Origin of the sequence: Alcanivorax sp. DP30 (assembly GCF_009882945.1) — a bacterium.
Classification (GTDB): Bacteria; Pseudomonadota; Gammaproteobacteria; order Pseudomonadales; family Alcanivoracaceae; genus Alcanivorax.
This window is the reverse complement of record NZ_WTUY01000005.1, coordinates 355,338-375,649: the sequence shown is the minus strand read 5'-3', so window position 1 is coordinate 375,649 and position 20,312 is coordinate 355,338. Positions and strand designations below refer to the sequence as shown.

The following is a 20,312-nucleotide window of genomic DNA, read 5'->3' as shown; positions in this document are numbered from 1 at the left end:
CTTTTCTCGCAGCTGGAAGCTCGTAGCTAGTCGCTGTTATTAAGGTGCTGCCGCACAGGTAGCAGGCAGGCTTCGCTGATCGAGGATCATGAAGCGGTTGGTGTCCACCGCGTCACACTGCCAACTCACGCCATCCGGCCAGGTTACGGTCAGGTCAGCCTGTTCGGCTTCGCCCATGCCGAAATGCAGATCCGGTGGGTTCTGGCCGTTGAAGTTGGTGTTGGCCATGGCTACCCGGGTCTGGGTCTGCAGACCGAAGCTACCGCCCACATCGGCGGTTGCGCGCACTTTTGCGCCTATGGCTTCTGTGTTGGGGGACGCTCCAACCAGACGAACCGACAGGAATTTTTTGCCGTTGCCATGCCCTATCTGGTTACTGAAAAACTGCAGCCCCTTGGAATGATCCAACAGCGCTACATCCATGTCGCCATCGCGATCATAGTCAAGACAAGTAATGCCCCGCCCTTCGCTCGGCAGCAGTAACCCCCACTGAACAGCCTGCTCAGTAAAACTTCCATCACCCTGATTGATAAACAAACGCGGCAGAGACTCAAAATATTCCTGGGCAACGGTCTGATAATTTTCAACCAGATCCAGCCCTTTCTCTGACGATGTTGCAGAGGCCGGTATGGCGCCAAAGCCGTTGACATGGAACACATCCAGGAAGCCGTCGTTGTTGAAGTCGGCAAAGCAGACACCCCACCCCCAGTTGCCATCGGCGATACCCGCAGCCTCAGTCACATTTTCCAGAATCAACTCGCCATCTGCGCTGTTATTCCGGTACAGGCGATTTCCCGTCACCCCCCAGTTGGCTTCCGCTTCACCGCTCGGGTCATAAATGGAGGTGACGAACCAGTCCAGATCACCATCATTATCGTAATCACCCAGCGTGGAACCCATCCCGTTTTCGTCGCTGATAATTGTCCGGTCGGTAATATTGGCAAAAGTGCCATTACCCTGACCTTCCATGACGACACTGGTACCAAAATCTGAACCCAGCAAAAGATCCAGTTCACCGTCAGCATTGATGTCCGCAAATTGGGGTGAAAAATTCCAGGACTGGGATAAATCATTGTTGGAAAGCCCGGCTTCCACATCATTGTGCTCAAGCTCGGTGCCTCCATTGTTTTCCCAGAACACAGGAGCAGTAAGCACGTTACCCGGGAACCAGTGCGCGAGGAACATTTCCGGGTAACCATCGTGATTGGCGTCCGCAAACGACATGCCGTAGGTATTGCGGCTGATGCTCAGGTTCGCCACCGGGTAATAGCCACCGTCGTCATCACTGGAGTAAATCGGCAGATGCTTCTCCAGCAAATTGCCAAACAGCATTTCACGGCGGTAATCGCCATTCAGATCAATCATGGCAGTGCCGGTATACTTGCCTCCGGGATCATCAGTGAGCAGATCCATGGTATCAAAACCCAGTTGCCCACCGCGGTTGCGATAGAACACCATTCCCGACTCGTCACCTCCGGCATAGGCCAGATCCAGCCAACAGTCGTCATCCAGATAACCGGCGCTCACACCACCTGCAATCATCGTCGGCTCGATGTTGACGACGCCCTCCACGTTCCAGGTTTCCGGATCAAACCCATGAGGATGAAGCGGGCTGCCGAGCATATCGTAGAGTCCAAAAGCAAAAAGGTGCCGCGGCGTAAATACTGGCAAACCTGTGTTCAGCACAAACAGGGATGGCTCGGAATCACAACTGGCCAGTTCCACAAATGTATCCCGTGCTGGCGCGGTAAAATTCAAGGCAAAGGACTTCGGGTAATCCTGCGGCTCTGTGGGTGGCTCTTCCGGATCTGGATCTGGATCTGGATCTGGATCTGGGTCCGGGTCCGGGTCCGGGTCCACTGGAACGGTTGGCGCAAGCACCGGGTTTAATCCTGCTACCAGCAGGTTGCCGTCCGGATCCTCACTCTGAGCCGGTGTCCACTGGTTTCGGCACTGGTAATTTTTCACACAATCATCGGTCAGTGTGCGCAGGAAGACTGTCAGTGCGTTGACTTCCTGCACGGTCAAATTCCGGCCCGGCAATAACGGCTCAGCAATGAGGAAACTGGGTTCTGCCTGAACTGCCAGGGTATGCCCCTGCGCATAGTCATAGCCCTCCTTGCCCTGGAACTGGGCAAGTTGCTGCAGGGAAAAATCGAATATGGTAAGCCCCTGACGAGGATTGGCATGATAGCGAACTACCTCGCTCAACTGATCGAAGGTGCCGGCATGACCGTATGGCATGGTGAGCTGGATGTTCAGTAGACTCGGTACCCGGAACGCATATTTGTCTGCTGCCAGTCGGGTGCTGTTCCAGCGGCCAATATCATCTTTCTCCGCTCGCATGAAGCCACGGCCGATTTGCGGAAAGCCCACGTTGTAGAATTTTTCGTTGGTAAAGAAATCACCACTGTGACAGGCAACGCAGCCCAGCCCGCCCTCTTCCTTACCGGCAAAGAACAGGCGTGCGCCTTCCTTTGCCGTTGCCGTCAGTGCGTCATTATCGCCCTGCACATAGCGCTTCCAGGGGTTGTCGATAAAAACCATGGATGACATGTACGCCGCCAGAGCACGCTGCACATTCACCAGGGTGATTACCTCCTGAGCGCTAGCGCCAGGTTGATCAAAGGCTGCGCGGAACAAGGCAAGCCAGTTGTCACTGCCCTGTGGAGAAAGAAAGTGCGTGTCGACCTCACCTCGCAACCTCGCCACCAGATGTTCGCGATACTGTTCTTCCGACAGGGCGCTGAACAGATAGGCGCGCATTTCATTGTGATTGGTCAATGGAAACTTGCTGAAAACTTCCAGAAGACCATCTGCCTCAGAAGCATCTGACAGGTTACCGCTCTCCGGAGTGCGAATGGATTGCCCTTTGCCTCCACTTTGCACGCCTTCATCAAGCACAAAAACGCGGCCGTCGTACGACATGCTGCGGTCATAGAGCGCACTATTAAAGACCGTCTGGCTGTTGCGATGCATATTCGGCTTGCTGTCCGCCGCCGGGTCCAGATCGTTATGGATATCCAGTTGGCGCGGAGGGCCAACCTGGGAGGCGTCCAGAGGTGACACACCGATTCCCAGAGACAAGGCGTCACTGCCACCAAAGTCAGGGATATGGCAGGTCGCGCATGACGAGCTGCGATCGCCAGACAGGGTGTGGGAGAAAAACAGAATCTGCCCCAATTTGACCTTCGGGTCGCTATCCGGGGTTTTCTGACTCTGCTGGCGAGGAGTGGCAGGATCGCCAGTCAGGCCCTTTTCGGTAATGACACTGCGAAGCCAGACATCAAGCGCGGCTTCTGAATCAACCGGATCATTGGGGCCAACAGGGTTTGCCGATGCAGACGCGGCAGGTGCACCACCACCTCCCGACGAACCGCCACCTCCGCCACAGGCGACAAGCGTGAACACGGCCATGATGGAGCAAAACACCATGGCAAAGCGGGTGAAGGGCATCCCTGCTGACATAATGGATTCCGGTGATCATTATTGTTATGCCGACGCAAAATGTGAGCCGCGTCTCAGTATTTAGCATTATGGAACAATTATTAACCGAATCACCACATTTTTTTCTTGCCCAGAATTCGCACGTACCGCATAACCATTTGTTTTCAAAGGACAAACTGCAAAACTGAAAAAAAACCGGTTAACCCGGTCATAATCCGGGCTTCTTCTTTTGCCTCCCCCCCCAGGCCATCTCAGCCCGATTCAACGGTACGTGCGGTAAAAATCTGCATAGCGGGCCAACAATGGCACCTGTTGATCCACCCAACCCTGCAAGGGCTCCGGCATGGACTGCGGCCAGTCGAGGCCATATTCCGGCGGCATCAACAGGGGCGCCAGCAAGCTTGCAGCCGCCAGGTCGGCCCGGGAAAACCCATCCCCGGCCAAATAGGGCCGGCTCTCATATTCACGGGCTAGCGTAGCAATGGCATCTTCAAGGGCTTGGCGACTTTCACTGACCTGCGGCTCCCGGATTTGCATGGCCTTGCGCATCACCCCCTGCAGTTTGGGATAGATGGCCTTGAGGAACGGCTTTCCCCATAACGGGCCACCCTGGGCGAAAAACGGAATCACCAGATCCGGATAATCCAGCAAGGTGTGATAGCAGTAGCGACGCACATGAGGCCCAACCTGCTCATCGCAGTATGCCTCCCAGCGGATGGCTTGCGCGGCAACGGCCTCATCCGCCGGGGTCAACGGTCTATCCGGAAAATGCCGGTCCAGGTAGCTGATAATCGCAGCCGAACCCTGCACCACATCCTTGCCGTTTTGAATGACCGGCACACTACTGGCTCCCGCAAGGCGGCTAACCTTTTTCAAGTGCAAGCCGGGAAGGTGATTCTTTACCCGGTAGCGAACGCCCTTGTAGTCCAGAGCCCAGCGTACTTTTTCACAATAATGGGATATCGGGAACTGATGAAGAATGACGGTCATGATTGAATTCCGTGCAGGTTAATGAGCTTCGACTTTCTGTTTGCCGCAGCGCTCGCAACGGTACACGGTGACCAGCCTTCCCTGCTTCACATCGAACTGCTTGGCCTTGCATATTGTCCACTTGTGAAAGCCATGCTGGCACATACCGCGACGGGGCGCCTTTTTCACCGGTCTCTTGAAGGGCAGGATATCGGCCATAACCTTGCTGCGCGTTGTTCAGGATTGCCCAGCATACCGCAATTCGCGGCCCATCCATCAGCCCACCGGGCCCGGTTTCAGCCTTCAACGTGACAAAACCGGATCCAGAACTACACAGGCATCGAAGGTGACCTCTCAAAGCCGTATAATTCGCCCCCCAGGAAATAACCGGCATTGAGTATGAGTGACTTTACCCCCGGCCAGCGCTGGCTGAGCGAATCCGAAACTGAACTGGGTCTCGGTATCATCAAGGAACTGGACTACCGGCTGGTCACGGTAGAGTACCCGGCGGTAGAGGAAGAGCGGACCTACGCCATCAATAACGCCCCCTTGTCACGGGTCACCTTCAACACCGGCGACACCATTCGCACCGAGGGCGAACTGGAACTGACTGTGGCCGAGGTCAACGAACTTAATGGCTTGAAGGTATACATGGCGCACCCTGCCGGGGAACCGGAGAACGTGCAGCCAGTGCCGGAGACCCTGCTTGGCCATACCCTGCGCCTCAACTCGGCCCTGGATCGTCTGCTTTCGAACCAGCTTTCTTCCAACCGCTGGTTCGAGCTGCGCGTGGATGCACTCAATGCCCATTGCCAACAGCAGCAGTCCCGGATCAAGGGGCTGCGCGGACCGCGTATCGACCACATCGGCCATCAGCTTTACATCGCCGACCAAGTCGCCAACCGCTATGCACCTCGCGTGCTGCTTGCCGATGAAGTGGGCCTTGGCAAGACCATTGAAGCCGGCCTGATTCTGCACCAGCAACTGCTTACCGGCCGCGCCAGACGGGTGCTGGTGGTGGTGCCGCCAGCACTGGTACACCAGTGGTTCGTGGAAATGGTGCGCCGTTTCAATCTGCATTTTTCCATCTTCGACAGCGAGCGACTCAACGCCATTCAGCCGGAAACCAGCATCAAGGACATGCTGGCGCAGATTATCGAGGAAGAAAGAATTGCCGAAGAAAAAGGGGAAACCCCGGACAATCAGGACAACCCCTTCCTGTCTGAACAACTGGTACTGTGCAGCACTGAATTCCTGGCCGAATGCAATATCGAGGAGCTGGCCGCGGCTGACTGGGATTTGCTGGTGGTGGACGAAGCCCACCATCTGGAGTGGAGCGAAGAGTCACCCAGCGACAGCTACCAGCGGGTGGAAACCGTTGCCCGTCAGGCCCGGGGCCTGCTTCTGCTCACCGCCACTCCGGAGCAACTGGGGCTGGAAAGTCACTTCGCCCGTCTGCGCCTGCTGGATCCGGATCGTTACCCAAGCCTTGCCGCATTCCGGGAAGAACAAAGCCATTACCAGGAAATCGCCCAGCTGGCCGGCGATCTCCACGATCAGAAGAGCTGGAATGCCAGTCTGGTGGAAAGGGCCCAGGCGCTACTGCCAGACATGACCATCAGTGACGCCGACCGTGACGCGGTCCTGGCTGAGTTGCTCGATCGCTCTGGCCCCGGCCGGGTGATGTTCCGCAACACCCGCCACAATATCGCCGGCTTTCCGCAGCGCCATGCCCACGGCTATCCACAGGAACTCCCCGAGGAATACCGCTACGACAGCGACGAATCCCTTGAGGGGCAACTGCATCCGGAAACCCTGTATCACGATGATCGCTGGTGCACGCTGGACCCACGGGTCACCTGGCTGGAGCAGTTCTTCAAGCAGCATCGCCAGGAAAAAGTGCTGGTGATCTGCGCCAGCCGTCATACGGCTACCGATCTGCATGCCCACTGCAACTACAAACTGGGTATGAACGTGGCCATGTTCCATGAAGACATGGACCTGATCGAACGGGATCGTGCCGCGGCCTTCTTTGCCGACGACTTCGATGGCGCCCAGGCATTGATCTGTTCGGAAATCGGTTCCGAAGGCCGCAACTTTCAGTTTGCCCATCATCTGGTGCTGCTGGACCTGCCCCTCAACCCGGACCTGCTCGAACAGCGCATCGGTCGTCTGGACCGCATCGGCCAGCGCGAAGACATCCAGATCCATGTCCCCTACTTTGAAGGCCACGCCCAGGAAGTGCTGTTCCGCTGGTATCACGAAGGCATGAATGCCTTTGAACACACCAACCCGGCGGGGCACGATATCTACCTGCGTAGCCGCGATGCACTGGAAACCCTGCTCTGCAGTGACCCGGAATACACCGCCATTGATGCACTGGTAGACGAAACCCGTACCATCGCGGACGAACTTCACACCTTGATGGAAACCGGCCGCGACCGCCTGCTGGAACTGAGCTCCTTTGACGACGCGCGGGCGGAACAGCTCAAGGCATCACTGGCTGAGTCCGATGAAGAAAGCCCGCTGCCCTTTATGCAGCGGGTGTTCGACCGTTACGGCGTGGATCAGGAAGACCACTCCGACACCGCCATTATCCTCAAGCCCGGTCCACATATGCGCGACGCCTTCCCCGGGTTACCGGATGAAGGCATCACCATGACCGACGATCGCGCTACGGCACTCAGCCGCGATGACATGCAATTTATGACCTGGGAACACCCCATGGTGACAGGCAGCATGGAAATGCTGCTCGGTGAGCACCGCGGCAAGGCCGCCGTCAGCCTGCTGAAAAATCCGCGCATCAAGGCTGGCACCCTGCTGATTGAAGCCATCTATACGGTGGAGTCCATGGCACCACGCCACCTGCAGGCGGACCGTTTTCTGCCCTGCACCGTGATTCGCCACCTGCTGGATGCCAACGGCAAGAACATCAGCCAGGCCATCAGCCATGACGGCCTCAGCCAGCAGTGCCACAAGATGGACAAGCCCCTGAGCCGCAAGATCGTGTCCAGCCAGAAAGACCTGCTGGAAAAACTGCTCAAGGCCAACGATGCGGCTGCAGCTCAGGAAGCCGAGGGGATTATCGCCAGCGCCCTGGATGCCATGCGCCAGGAACAGGGCCACGAACTGGCCCGCCTGAAAGCGCTGAAGGCCAAGAATCCGGCGGTACGGGAAGAAGAAATCACCGCCATGGAAGAGCAGACCGCCCAACTGGAAAAGCTGCTCACCAATGCGCAATGCCAACTCAATGCCGTGCGCATCATTGTGGCCGGAGGGGAATAATCATGACCCTGCTGGAATGCATCGAGATCGAGCCGAAACAGCCAGCCCAGGCCAGTGTCATCTGGCTCCACGGCCTGGGGGCTAGCGGCCATGATTTCGAACCCATTGTTCCTGAACTGCAGTTGCCTGACGATCTGTCGGTGCGCTTTATCTTTCCTCATGCCCCCAACATCCCGGTGACCGTCAACGGCGGCATGGTAATGCCCGCCTGGTACGACATCCTCGCCATGGATATCGACCGCAAGGTGGATGAAACCGGGGTACTGGCTTCCGCCGATGCGGTGGACAGCCTGATTGAGCGGGAGCTGGAGCGTGGCATTCCCAGCGAAAAGATCATCGTCGCCGGTTTTTCCCAGGGTGGCGCTGTGGCCTACCAGTGCGCCCTGCGCCACCGCAAACCCCTGGCCGGCCTGCTGACGCTTTCCACCTATATGGCCATGCCTGTGACGCTCAGCGATGCCAACGCCCAGCTTCCCGTCATGGTCAACCACGGCACCATGGATCCGGTGGTTCCGGAACAGCTGGGCCAACGGGCTGTTGCCAGCCTGCAGGCAATGGGACTGAACCCCGATTATCGCAGCTATCCCATGGAGCACATGGTATGCCTGGAACAGATCAGGGATATCGGAGAGTGGCTGCGCGAACGACTAGCGCCTGACAACTGACGCCGCAACGAAATCAACGATATGTTCCTCGACAATGAATCAGCGGAACAGAAGACAAGCGTTCGGCCACCCTTCTGTTCTAGAAGCTGATCACTTCAGGAGTCATGTTGTTGTATTTCGGCATGGCATCACCGGCCCGAGAGCCGATATAGGTTGGGTCAGCAACCAGGTAGGAGCGCCCGGCAAATGTCAGGCGACTGCCTGCACCGGGCAGGGCAACGGCGGCCGCCACATGCCCCGGATACAACAGCCCCACCGCATCCATCTTTAACAATGTCCGTACAGCCTTGGTAAAGAAAACTGCCCGGTCTTCACAGTCTGCTGCCGGATTGAACAACAGCTCTTCCGGCAATTGATAATGCTCCCGGCCAAACTGCATCTGATCGGTGTCGTAGGCCACCCCGAATTGAATCAATTGCATCAGCGCATTCACCTTATCCAGATCGGTCGCATAGCGACCCTCCAGTCTTGTCCAGGACGTTTGCAGGGAGGTCAGCACTGAATCACTGAACGGCGCGGCGAAATAGTACGTCAGATCCATGATCGGATAATCGCCGTAATAACGCGCCAGCTCCCGGTCGAATTCAAAGGACAATCGGTCATCCCCGTGACGGATTTCGCGGTGGCCGTAATCCGGTTTCGTGACCGGATGCTGGTGAAAAGCCAGATCGAAGGCGCGTGCTTCACCTTGCTCACCGTGTATATTCAGTGACACACCACCATCAATCGTATCCGCCAGGTCGTAATATTTTTTCCCCTGCAGCGTGTAGTAACTGCGGCCATAAAGTTTCTGCTGTACCTGAGTCAGCAATACCACCTGCTGATCAGCATACCCCAGGCGCACGGCACGCCCCATTTCCACCAGCAGGAACCACTGCATAAGCATCGCATCACCCGGGCGCTCCGCCTGCGCCTGCGTGACCTTGCGGATCAGTTGCCAAAGCCCCCAGTCACCCAACGACATAGCTTTTCTATTCTTCTCGACCCAATCCAGCGTTGCCTGATAATCACTGCCCGCCAGCGCCGTGTATGCTGCTACCAGGGCAGCTTTAGAGTGATAATTGCCCGACAGGGACACCGACCATGGGGGTGGAACCAGGCTGTGACCAATAAACAGTACGCTGTCATCGGCTGGCGGTTCGACCGGACCAGCAGGCTGAGGCTTCGGTGGCAGAGGAGCCGGTTGCCGCTCGGGTTCATCCTCCTTGATCAGTACCGGTGGCTGCACCGGCTTTGGCACCGGATCGCGCACTTCACCCGGCCGCCCCATGAACGCAGCCCAGTCATCTTCAAGCATTTTCCTGAACTGTTTCTGCTGGCTGCTCAAGTGGGCCTGAAAGTTCTGTTCATGGGCCGCTTTCCATTGTGAAAAATCATCGGCATGAGCAGCCGTTACCAGTGCAAGACTCAGGCAAAGCAATGTTCTTGACAGCATGATGCAATCCATTGTCAAAGCGGCAAAGTTGTAATCACCAGGGAACTCACGCTGGGATGCGAGTCATGAAGCAGATCAAACAGCCGGTGAAGTTGATAGCTGGACTCCCCTTCCACCATGCCATGGCTCTCACGCAGATGATGCAGGGTGGCGGACTGGATCCGCTCATCAGTCACAATCGCCAGGTAGAAATCTCTGGCCGTCTTGCCACTTTCAAGCAGTCCTGCTTCATAAGTCATGCTCCCGCCAGGCAGTATTTTCAAACCCCCTTCATCAATGGGCTGATTGGCAGCCAGCACAGAGACGCGTCCATCCGCATAGACGTTAAAAATCGAAAGGAAACCTTCGAGAGTGCTATCCACACGCAGGGAAAACTGGTCTCCCACCAACAATTGATCAAGCTGTTGGCCAGTGTCTGCCGTTTTGATCAACGACAGGATCAATTCGGATGATCCGGCAAAATGCATACTCTGGAAGATATCGTCATCACTCAGCCGCACCTGCTGATCCCCGGCAACCAGGTACCAGCCCCCATGCTGGCGTTTCAGTGATAACGATAACGGCTGTGCGTTCTGCCCATGGCCAACATGCAAACCGGCACGAAGCTCATTGATCAGTTGCGAACCCAGCAGATAGGGATTGCCTTCCAGCCGGACACGATTGCCTGCCAACGATTTGTTCAATGTCGCAGCCAGCTGCTGCACTGCGCTGCGGGTATCAAATTCAAACACCACATGCCAATCACCGGAAGGGTCACCATTGTCCGAACACACCTGCACCGCCTGCTGGATACGAAGTCGAGTATCAATCCGGGCCGATGACTGGAACGAGCTGCTGCTTTCACCGTTGTTAAGCTGTGAGGTGGAGACACTTTTTCCTGTCACCTGGACGCTGATGCGCTCGGAGATATCCTTCAGGGCTTCAGCCTTGGCCTGCTGGAAGCTGGCACCTTGACCATAGCCGCGCACAACGACGCTGCCATCCACACCAGCAAGGCTGTCGGCGCAGGATGACGCATAGACCTTGTCGTCATCCTTTTCTTTCCCAAACCAGGCCAGCGCGGACTGATTGACCAGCAATAGCGCCATCACCAGGCCAGCTCTCAACCAGTTACAAGACGACATCAGGGCGCTCCCTTGTAAACAGCCATCACCCGACGATTGTCACCCACCAACTGAGGGGTCTGGTCGCTGGGTTTGTTGGCTTCGAGAATATAGTTGGCCACATTCCAGCTGAGATATTCGTGCAGTTCCCCGCTGGTAATACGCTGATCACTATCGTCATCCGCGCTACCTCGCAGGCCCTTGAGGAAATAGTAGGTGAACAGGCTGTGCCGCGCTTCGTTATACCAGTAGCTAACCTGCCTTGGGGAGGTGCTGGTAAAGACTGAGGCATTCCCCATGTCTATCGGTGTAATGGTATCTGCCGTTTTTAACAGCGCCGGGCTGATATCTTTCTGCAGCAACCCATCATTGGTGCTGCCCGAAAAGCAGGAATCAATCACCACTGTGACGTTATTGCTGGGCAGGGCTGCGATGCTGGCGTAAAAATCATCCAGTGCATAACCTTCATAGGCGAGATCACGCAGAGAGGTATCCACGGGCACCAGGTAAGCCTTGCCATCCTCTTCCAGCGATGGCGCGCCATGGCCCGAGTAATACACAAATACTGGCGGATTTTCGCGACGGCGAGCATTCAACTCCACACGACGATACAACACACCATCCTTGAAGCCACGCTCACGAGTGCCAAACAACCGACGAAACTCCCGGGAAGAGAGATCACGCTCCAGGCGCACATTATCCCGGGAATAACCCATCGCCTTGACCACGTAATCAGATACCGTACGGGCATCCTGGTTTGCGTAGCGAACCGGATCCAGGTTCGCGTAATTGCTGTTGCCAATGATGATTCCGACGGCCATATCTTCCTGGACGGCACTTGAAGGAATATTCAGACCGACATTATCAATAGCCACCGGAGCGGTGACAGGGGTATAGGCCACTGCCCCCATACCTATCTCGCCAGAAGCAGCATCAGGCACGTTCAACGCCAGACGTTGACGCAAACCTCCGGCGTTACCTTCCTCAGTCACTTCCAGCGCCAGCTTCAGGCCATCGCCACTGCGCAGGCTGGTATAAAGGCCCACTTCCACGGTGCGCATTTCATTGGGGGCCAGCGTTCCGATTCTTTTTTTCAAATCGGACTCGTTGCGAAGAATGACCCGTTCGTCTGTTGTCATCGCCACGGTCACATCTCTTGCAACACCTTTCCCCAGGTTGACAATGTCATAGCTGACCAGCAGAAGGCTGCCCTCACCACGGCGAATTTCCTGTCTGGCGATTTGCAGTTTCGCGGGCTGGAAGGCGCGAGCCACTGCTTGCAAAGAGAGCTCACGTGAGTCGAACCCATCCTTCTCCCTGGCAGCAATTGTCAGCGTCAAGGAGCCATCACGCAGGGTTTTTCGGGCTTGATAGGGAATCGCCCGCACCAGGCTTTTACCCGGTTCGATGCTGCCGATAGTAACCGTAGCATCGTGTTGCAGGGCATAGCTGCTGGAGTCCAGCTTGAGCACGACCTGATCAGCCCGTGTCTTTCCGCTGTTCTGCACTGTCACCAACAACTTGCCACTTTCACCACCATCCACCGCTTTGTCGTTACTGGCATCCAGTAACTCAGCGGTTAACAACAACTGCGGCGGGTTCATGAACTTCTGGCGCCGTTGCTCATCGTTCTGCAACTCGCGGCGTTCACGCTCAATCCGGGCCAGTAGTTCATTCATTCTCTGCTCGGGATAGTACGGCTCTGTACGACCTCCGCTTTCTACTTTACGACGCGCCATGCCCCGGGGCGTTTCATACCACTCGTAACTCACTTTGCCGGGAATGGTTATCTGTCCGTCCCGGGAGCGTTCGGCAAGGGCCTTGCGGTACAGATCAATGGCCTCATCGGTACTGCCCCGTGACTCAGCACGATACCCCTGCTGATAATAATCCAGCGCTTTGTTGTCATCCGCGAAGGACATGGCGCTTAGCATCAGCCCGGCAACAAGCAAAAACGATCTGATCATGATTCTCCCCAGAAGCAAATGCGACCACCTCGCAAGATGGCCACCCCCATCAAAGTACTCGGGAAATCGAGAAGCTGAACAACCTTTCATCCTGATCGTCGACATTAGAAAAGTCAGATTTCAGGATAGTCCGGTTCTCAATGGCATAGTCGACAACCCAGTTTTCCAGCATTACACCAATGCCCACGGTCGTTGCTTCAACGCCCTCTGAGTAAGGCTTGAAGGCGCTGCCACCACCATCAGCCTCGGATTCATAAGAGCCCAGCCGGACAAAAAAATTGTGGTTGGCGGGAGTAATGAACTGCATTTCCACACCGTAAGCGGTTCGCGCGTGGTCCACCGCAATAGGCTGGCTGCCACTCTGGCCCAGATACAACACTTTGCCGTAGGAGATTTCGTCACGTTGCACGGTACCGGTTGCATGCAGAGACCAGCCGCCCAAAGTGAAGGGACGCTTCAGGGCAACACCGAGACTCAATACTTCCGGTCGGTTAGGCAGGTCTTCCAGATCACCCAGAACCACATCCACATCAGTGTCTGAACGGTAGGTTGCGCCCGCCTGGAATACCGTGTGACTCTCTTCATCCAGCGTCCACTTGCCCAGTGCACCCAGGGTGAAGCCCATGGCAGTTTCACCATCAGATTCTTCACAGCTATTACAGTTCGAATCGGTATCCTGCATGACCATGTCAAGGGTACCGCCAAGGGCGACATTCTCATTCATGTCAAAACCAAAACCGAATTTCAGTTCCTTGTATTCGGTGCGCACCCTCACATTCTGGCCTCCATCCGTAGACGCCAAGGTGTTGAAGTCATAGGGCCGAAAATAAGCGATACCGAAACCCTTGCCGCTCAGTCCCAGATATTTGAGTTCATTATCCGTCTTGTAGGGTTCGTACACGCCATCAGCGTTAAACGACGGGGCTTTCTCACCCACGATGACGCTACCGTAGTCGGCAGTAATATCCATGGCATTACTGGGCAGAAACCCCAGACCCGCCGGGTTGTACCAGATGGTGCTGCTGTCTGACGCTACGGCGGTAAATGCCCCTCCCATCGCCATGGCACGGGCACCAGGCGCGGTGTAGAACTCTTCAAGGGCGGCAACGTGTTGTGTCGCAAGCAGCAAGGAAGAAGTGGCAATGATTTTCTTGTACATGAGTCCCCAACCTATTCTCAAGTAAAAGGATAGAACCAGCCGCCCCCTGAGGAAGCGGCCATTCGAAACAGTTAGTTATCGCGGTTACGCGCTGCATCCAGACGCTCACGGGCCTGGGATGAAAGGAATTTCTGGTACTGAACGTCTTCATCCTGAGCGTTGAGACTGGCACCACTGGCTTTTACCAGATTCTTGAAGAGGGCTTTGGAACGCTCACCATTCAATACCCACATGGTGCAGAGCTGGGTCTTTCCTTCGATCTTCCCGAACTCCACTGCATCCAGCACCGCACCATTCAGGCTTTGCTGGGTCAATTGCTCGGATACAGAGGTAAAATCAGAACCTTCTGCGGCTTCACCGTTGCCAACGCCAGTTCGGTTAGCCATGGTTTCCGCGAGTCCATCCACCGCCACAGTGATCTGGTTAGCCAGTTCCAGCCGCGCATTGGCCGATGACGCCTGCTTGGTGATATTCATGTTGCCGTTAAACGCCATGCAATCGGTGCCGACGAACTGATCCTGATTGGGCGGATTCAGCACCCAGCCAGGCAGCTTCACATCATCCGGCACTGCCGCATCATTCACGTCCTTGTTGGCACAACCGGCCAGCAGGATTGCGCAAGCCACCGCAGAAACACTAAATAGAGATTTCATGATCCCTCCAGCTTAAATGGGGCCGGCGAGGATCGCCGGTGCTCTCATTTCAGTGAGAGGGACATATCTTGAGTTTTGAACAGCGCAGGGTTAAAACCCGATCGTTGACGAGTGATCGGTGAGACAAGGCTTGGCGCGAAGAACGCGTTCCAGGTTGCGAAAACCGCTTCGCCCCCCTTTTTGGGTGAGGGTTACACTTTGCCAAGGCATCCATTTGCAATGCGCTTGCGCGGCTTTTGCCTGGATCACTCGCAAACGCCGCGGATCTTGAGGCTAAGACAGACCCGGCAATTCATCGTGAATTTGATAAGAAAAGCCATCATCCGGTAATGGATGCATCACACGTCCAGCATCCCCACATGAGCGGACGATTAGCATCATGCACCCGACACTCAGCGTTCCATAAAAAAAGCCGCGCCCTTTTGGGGCGCGGCTTTTTGCTTCTTGCCTGTCGCGTGGTGTCTGTGGCGTTTCTTACAGCCAGTACACCGTGACAAACAGGAACAGCCATACCACGTCCACAAAGTGCCAGTACCAGGCACCCGCTTCCCAGGCGAAGCAGTTATCTTCGCTGAAGTGTCCCTTGATCACACGGATCAGGGTAATCAGCAGGAAGATGGTACCGATGGTCACGTGGGCACCGTGGAAGCCGGTGAGCAGGAAGAACAGGCTACCGTAGATACCGGCATCCAGCGTCAGGCCCATGTCATAGGCGTGTACATATTCCAGTGCCTGCAGGCCCAGGAAGATCATACCCAGCGCAACGGTAGCCGCCTGGAACAGGATCAGTGTGCCGCGCTTGCCTTCCAGCAGAGCATGGTGAGCAATGGTCAGGGTAATGGAAGACACCAGCAGGATGGCGGTGTTGATCGCCGGCAGACCCCAGGCGCCCATCGGGGTAGTGGTGGTACCCCCCGGAGTTTCGGTCAGCGGCCACATGGGCTGGAAGTTCGGCCACAGCAGTTCGTGGGTCATGGCATTGGAGCCTTCACCACCCAGCCACGGGATGATCAGCCAGCGGGTATAGAACATGGCACCGAAGAAGGCCGCAAAGAACATCACCTCGGAAAAGATGAACCACAGCATACCCTGACGGTAGGAACCGCCCAGCTGGTTGCTGTGCAGGCCCGTCACGGATTCCTTGATGGTGTCACGCCACCATAGGGCGACAACCACCAGCAACCAGGCCAGACCCAGGAAAAACAGGGGCTTACCCGTGAAGCTCGGCTCCATGTCGGCCATGGTGCTTTGCTGGATGAAGTGTGCGCCGCCCACGGCGGTCATGCACAGACCGATAGACGCGGTCAGCGGCCAGGGGCTGCTTTCCGGTACGTAATACTTGTCAGTAGCCATTAAAATTCTCCTCTACAACCGGCTGTTATCAGTTAGCAGCCACGCTGTTATTTTTACCGGCGACCCGCTCTGTCACATCGAAGATCGTATATGACAGAGTGAATTGGTTGATGTGACGTGGAATTTCCGGATCCAGATAGAAGATCATCGGCATGTCCTTGCGTTCACCTGCTGCCAGCGTCTGCTGATCGAAGCAGAAGCACTGGGTCTTGTGCAGGTAGCGCGCCGCCTCCCCCGGGCTAACCGACGGGATGCTCTGGGTCACCATGTCCGAATCCGTGGGGTTACTGGCATAAAAATGCACCAGGGTGATTTCACCAGGATGCACTTTTACCCGTTTGGTCTCAGAGGTGAACTCACCACTGATACCATCCCCTTTCTGGGTAATGAATTCCACGGTCACGGTACGGTCTTCCACCACTTCTGCAGGTGCATCGGTGGCAGCCGTACTCGATGTCTTGCCGTTCAATCCAGTGATATCACAGATCACGTTGTAAAAAGGCACCATGAGGAAGGCAAAGGCAAACATGCCAACTGCCCAGATCACCAGCTTGGTCAGCGTACGCTTGTTGCGTTCTTCCACGCTGAGCTGATTATCGCTCATAGTGCCCTCATCTCGCGTCAGTTATTTGATCACCGGCGGGGTGTCAAAAGTGTGGAACGGCGCCGGAGACGGCACTTCCCATTCCAGACCTTCTGCACCTTCCCAGGGCTTCGCCGGGGCCGGCTCACCTTTCTTCATGGCGCAACGTACCGCCACCACGAGGAAGATCACCTGGGAAAGACCGAACCAGAAGCCACCAATGGAAATCCAGAAATTGTAATCCGCAAACTGCAGAGCGTAATCAGCGTAACGGCGCGGCATGCCGGCCAGACCCACAAAGTGCATGGGGAAGAACAGCAGGTTTGCAGAAATCAGGGAGTTCCAGAAGTGCAGCTCGCCCAGCAGCTTGCTCGGCATCACGCCGGACCACTTGGGCAACCAGTAGTAAGCCGCCGCAAAGATGGAGAAGATGGCGCCAGTTACAAGTACATAGTGGAAGTGAGCCACCACGAAGTAGGTGTCATGGTACTGGAAGTCTACCGGAGTGATCGCCAGCATCAGACCAGACAGGCCACCACAGGTGAACAGCACCACAAAGGCGATCGCCCACTTCATGGGCAGCTCGAACGTCATGGAGCCGCGCCACATGGTCGCCACCCAGTTGAACACCTTCACGCCGGTAGGCACGGAGATCAGCATGGTCATGTACATGAAGAACAGGGTACCGGCCAGCGGCATGCCCACGGTGAACATGTGGTGAGCCCATACCACGAAGGACAGCAACGCAATGGACGCGGTGGCGTACACCATGGAGGCGTAACCGAACAGCGGCTTGCGAGCAAAGGCCGGGATGATCGCTGACACGATGCCGAAGCTCGGCAGGATCATGATGTACACCTCAGGGTGCCCGAAGAACCAGAACACATGCTGGAACAGTACCGGGTCACCACCGCCAGCGGCATCGAAGAAGCTGGTGCCGAAGTGACGATCCGTCAGCATCATGGTCACTACACCCGCCAGTACCGGGATAACGGCAATCAGCAGGAAGGCAGTGATCAGCCAGGTCCATACGAACAGCGGCATCTTCATCATGGTCATGCCTGGGGCACGCATGTTGAAAACAGTAACTACCACGTTGATCGCGCCCATGATGGAGGAGATACCCATCATGTGAACGGACAGGATGAAGAGGTCGGTGGACGCTGGGCCATACTTGGTAGACAACGGCGCGTAGAAAGTCCAGCCGAAGTTCGGCGCGCTGGGGTTACCGGCGCCAAAGGCGCTCATCAGCACGGCGAAGATCAGGATGCCAAAGGCGAACGGCAGGATCCAGAAGGACCAGTTGTTCATCCGCGGCAGCGCCATATCCGGCGCACCAATCATCAGCGGAATCATCCAGTTGGCCAGGCCAACCGTGGCGGGCATGACCGCACCAAACACCATGACCAGACCGTGCACGGTGGTCATCTGGTTGAAGAACTCCGGATCCACGAACTGCATGCCGGGCTCGAGGAGCTCGGCACGAATTACCATGGCCATGAAACCGCCAACCAGGAACATGGCAAAGCTGAACCACAGGTACAGAGTACCAATATCTTTGTGGTTGGTGCTGAACAGCCAGCGTTTCAGGCCGGTCGGGGCGTGGTGATGATCATGGTGATCATCATGGGTTGCAGCTGCAGTAGACATTGCTATCCCCTCCCTTATTCGTGGTCGTTAACATCGGCGGGCTGGATCAGATCGCCGGTGTCGTTGCCGAAAGCGTTACGCTCGTAGGTGATCACCGCCGCAATCTGGCGCGGAGTCAGCTGAGCCTTGAATGCAGGCATGGCAGCACGGCCATTGACCAGCACATCGATATGTTCGTTCAGGTGCTCGCTTTTGGTCGCGAAATCAGAGCCAGCAAACGGCAGACCAATGCCACCTTCCCCGTTGGCACCGTGACACAGAGCACAAGCGGTAGCATAAACCTGCTGACCTTCTTCCATGGCCTGATCAAGACCGGAGAACGGGGTCAGGTCAGGACCGGAAGCCGCCTTCTCTTTTTCTTCAGCAATCCAGACTTTGAAATCATCCTGGGTAACCACTTCTACCGCGATGGGCATGAAGGCGTGGTTTTTACCACAGAGCTCAGCACACTGACCGTAGTAGGTGCCTTCCTTTCCTTCAGGAACAAGCGCCCAGGTCTCATTGACGAAGCCGGGAATTGCATCTTTCTTGCCACCAAAATCAGGCACCCAGAAAGAGTGAATCACGTCGTCAGAGGTCACCAGGAAGCGTACCTTCTGACCTGAAGGAATAATCAGCTTGTTGTCCACGCTCAACTGGTAGTCATGGTTTTTCTCGGGAGCTTCCTTACCGACCAGCTCCTTCGCCGTACCGTAGGGGAACAGACCACCGGACAATACCGGGTTGTTGTACTGCTCAGGCGGTGTGGTCATATTGGAGAAGAAGGACACACCAATATCGTTGTCGTCTTCATAGGTGAGGTACTCGTAGCTCCACTTCCAGCGGTAGCCGGTCACCTTCACGGTCAACTCTGATTCTGCCGTGTCATCCAGCTGAACCAGCACGCGGGTAGCGGGCACGGCCATGGCGATCAGGATGACAAAGGGAATCACCGTCCAAAGCACTTCCAGGAATACATTTTCATGGAAAGTAGCCGGATTCGGGTTCTTGGAGCGGCGGTGGCGGATCATGGAAATCACGATCAGGCCGAACACCAGCAGACCGATAACGGTCACGATCCAGAGAACGGTAGTATGAAGGTCTTGAATCTCCTGGCTGACCTCGGTAACACCGGGTCGCAGGTCAAGATTGGAACGTTCGGTCCAGTCGCTGGCGAAGGTCATGCCACTGATCATCAGTGACGTCAGACCCGCTGCCGCGCGGTGGAACAGAGTTGACTGCATGCGTTTGCTCCCTGTTTTCCCCAGCACACCTCTAATGGGCGCGCTTGTTCTTTGCCGTAACCGGCACCTGGAAAGCGAAGTTTCAGGATTGATGCGACGGGAATCTGCTACACCAAACTGTGGACCGCAGTGACCAAGGGGGTGGTCATGTACTGCCGTCGCACAGGCGCAATACCAATGAAATCAACCAGCTAGTTCCCGACAGCTGACGACTCACCGGATTGATCAAGGTGCGGCAAAATGCCCTATTGCATTTATGGGCGCCAACTCTAGTCATTCGCATGGGTAAAGTCCAGCCAAACGGTAGGGTTTATCAAGCTTTTCAGGCAGATGCAGCGTTACATTTTGTCAGGGAGTCTCTGTATAATTCCCTGCGCACTCAGCAACCCTTGAGCCGACAGGGATTTATTCCTCATCCTCTCCGGACTCTCCTTTTATCTGCACGCCACCGGATGCTCCGATGCCCGAAGATCGCCAGATTTACCGTGTGATATTCCTTAATAATGGCAAAACCTATGAAGTTTATGCCGGCCAGATATATCAAAGTGACCTTTACGGCTTTATCGAGGTGGAAGAATTCCGGTTTGGCGAGCGCTCTGGCGTGGTGGTGGATCCCGCAGAGGAAAAGCTGAAGACCGAATTTACTGACGTGATCCGCTCCTATATTCCGCTGCACGCCATTATTCGTATTGATGAAGTCAAAAAGGAAGGCCCCGTCAGGGTTTCGGAGGCCAAAGGACCCAATATTGCCACCCTGAGTTTCCCGCCAGCGCCCAGGGAGCCGGGAAGCCGCTGAGACACCTGCAGACAAAAAAACAGG

General features: G+C 55.9%; 15 protein-coding genes. 3 read left to right on the top strand and 12 right to left on the bottom strand.

Annotated elements, in window-relative coordinates:
* Nucleotides 1-39: 39 nt before the first annotated feature.
* From GQF00_RS12660 to GQF00_RS12650, 3 genes are all read right to left on the bottom strand, one after another.
* Nucleotides 40-3,468: an FG-GAP-like repeat-containing protein gene (locus GQF00_RS12660; RefSeq protein WP_161319519.1), complete on the bottom strand. Its 3,429-nt coding sequence runs from the start codon at nucleotides 3,466-3,468 to the stop codon at nucleotides 40-42.
* A 240-nt stretch (nucleotides 3,469-3,708) separates the two neighbouring features.
* On the bottom strand, nucleotides 3,709-4,437 hold the full coding sequence (locus GQF00_RS12655) for a glutathione S-transferase family protein (protein WP_161319518.1): 729 nt from the start codon (nucleotides 4,435-4,437) through the stop codon (nucleotides 3,709-3,711).
* Nucleotides 4,438-4,455: 18 nt separating this feature from the next.
* Nucleotides 4,456-4,635 carry a hypothetical protein gene (locus GQF00_RS12650; RefSeq protein ID WP_161319517.1) on the bottom strand — a complete coding sequence of 60 codons (180 nt, stop codon included), beginning with the start codon at nucleotides 4,633-4,635 and terminating at the stop codon, nucleotides 4,456-4,458.
* A gap of 180 nt (nucleotides 4,636-4,815) precedes the next feature.
* On the opposite strand from GQF00_RS12650, the gene rapA reads away from it, so the two are divergent.
* Together rapA and GQF00_RS12640 are read left to right on the top strand one after the other, a co-directional pair.
* Entirely contained in the window at nucleotides 4,816-7,701 is a 2,886-nt protein-coding gene (gene rapA, locus GQF00_RS12645; RefSeq protein ID WP_161319516.1) for an RNA polymerase-associated protein RapA, read from the top strand.
* Nucleotides 7,702-7,703: 2 nt separating this feature from the next.
* The gene (locus GQF00_RS12640) at nucleotides 7,704-8,366 is read left to right on the top strand and encodes an alpha/beta hydrolase (protein ID WP_202560492.1); all 663 of its coding nucleotides are present in this window, start codon (nucleotides 7,704-7,706) and stop codon (nucleotides 8,364-8,366) included.
* 79 nt (nucleotides 8,367-8,445) lie between these two features.
* Here GQF00_RS12640 and GQF00_RS12635 read toward each other — a convergent pair whose 3' ends face one another.
* The 9 genes from GQF00_RS12635 to coxB form a co-directional block, all read right to left on the bottom strand.
* Nucleotides 8,446-9,801, bottom strand: a complete 1,356-nt coding sequence (locus GQF00_RS12635; RefSeq protein WP_161319515.1) for a hypothetical protein — start codon at nucleotides 9,799-9,801, stop codon at nucleotides 8,446-8,448.
* Between the two features lie 14 nt (nucleotides 9,802-9,815).
* Nucleotides 9,816-10,925: an LPP20 family lipoprotein gene (locus tag GQF00_RS12630; RefSeq protein WP_161319514.1), complete on the bottom strand. Its 1,110-nt coding sequence runs from the start codon at nucleotides 10,923-10,925 to the stop codon at nucleotides 9,816-9,818.
* Complete coding sequence (locus tag GQF00_RS12625; RefSeq protein ID WP_161319513.1) at nucleotides 10,925-12,871, bottom strand: caspase family protein; 1,947 nt, start codon at nucleotides 12,869-12,871, stop codon at nucleotides 10,925-10,927. Before GQF00_RS12625 ends, GQF00_RS12630 begins: the two co-directional genes overlap by 1 nt.
* 49 nt (nucleotides 12,872-12,920) lie before the next feature.
* Complete coding sequence (locus GQF00_RS12620; protein ID WP_161319512.1) at nucleotides 12,921-14,030, bottom strand: OmpP1/FadL family transporter; 1,110 nt, start codon at nucleotides 14,028-14,030, stop codon at nucleotides 12,921-12,923.
* Nucleotides 14,031-14,101: 71 nt separating this feature from the next.
* Complete coding sequence (locus GQF00_RS12615; RefSeq protein WP_161319511.1) at nucleotides 14,102-14,683, bottom strand: hypothetical protein; 582 nt, start codon at nucleotides 14,681-14,683, stop codon at nucleotides 14,102-14,104.
* A 474-nt stretch (nucleotides 14,684-15,157) separates the two neighbouring features.
* Nucleotides 15,158-16,036, bottom strand: coding sequence for a cytochrome c oxidase subunit 3 (locus tag GQF00_RS12610; RefSeq protein WP_161319510.1), 879 nt, complete (start codon nucleotides 16,034-16,036; stop codon nucleotides 15,158-15,160).
* A gap of 28 nt (nucleotides 16,037-16,064) precedes the next feature.
* A complete protein-coding gene (locus tag GQF00_RS12605; protein ID WP_161319509.1) occupies nucleotides 16,065-16,640 on the bottom strand; it encodes a cytochrome c oxidase assembly protein in 576 nt (191 codons plus the stop codon).
* Between the two features lie 21 nt (nucleotides 16,641-16,661).
* Complete coding sequence (gene ctaD / locus GQF00_RS12600; protein ID WP_161319508.1) at nucleotides 16,662-18,269, bottom strand: cytochrome c oxidase subunit I; 1,608 nt, start codon at nucleotides 18,267-18,269, stop codon at nucleotides 16,662-16,664.
* A gap of 14 nt (nucleotides 18,270-18,283) precedes the next feature.
* Complete coding sequence (coxB, locus tag GQF00_RS12595; protein WP_161319507.1) at nucleotides 18,284-19,492, bottom strand: cytochrome c oxidase subunit II; 1,209 nt, start codon at nucleotides 19,490-19,492, stop codon at nucleotides 18,284-18,286.
* Between the two features lie 460 nt (nucleotides 19,493-19,952).
* Here coxB and GQF00_RS12590 point away from each other — a divergent pair, with 460 nt between their 5' ends.
* Nucleotides 19,953-20,288 carry a DUF1820 family protein gene (locus GQF00_RS12590; RefSeq protein ID WP_161319506.1) on the top strand — a complete coding sequence of 112 codons (336 nt, stop codon included), beginning with the start codon at nucleotides 19,953-19,955 and terminating at the stop codon, nucleotides 20,286-20,288.
* Nucleotides 20,289-20,312: the final 24 nt, after the last annotated feature.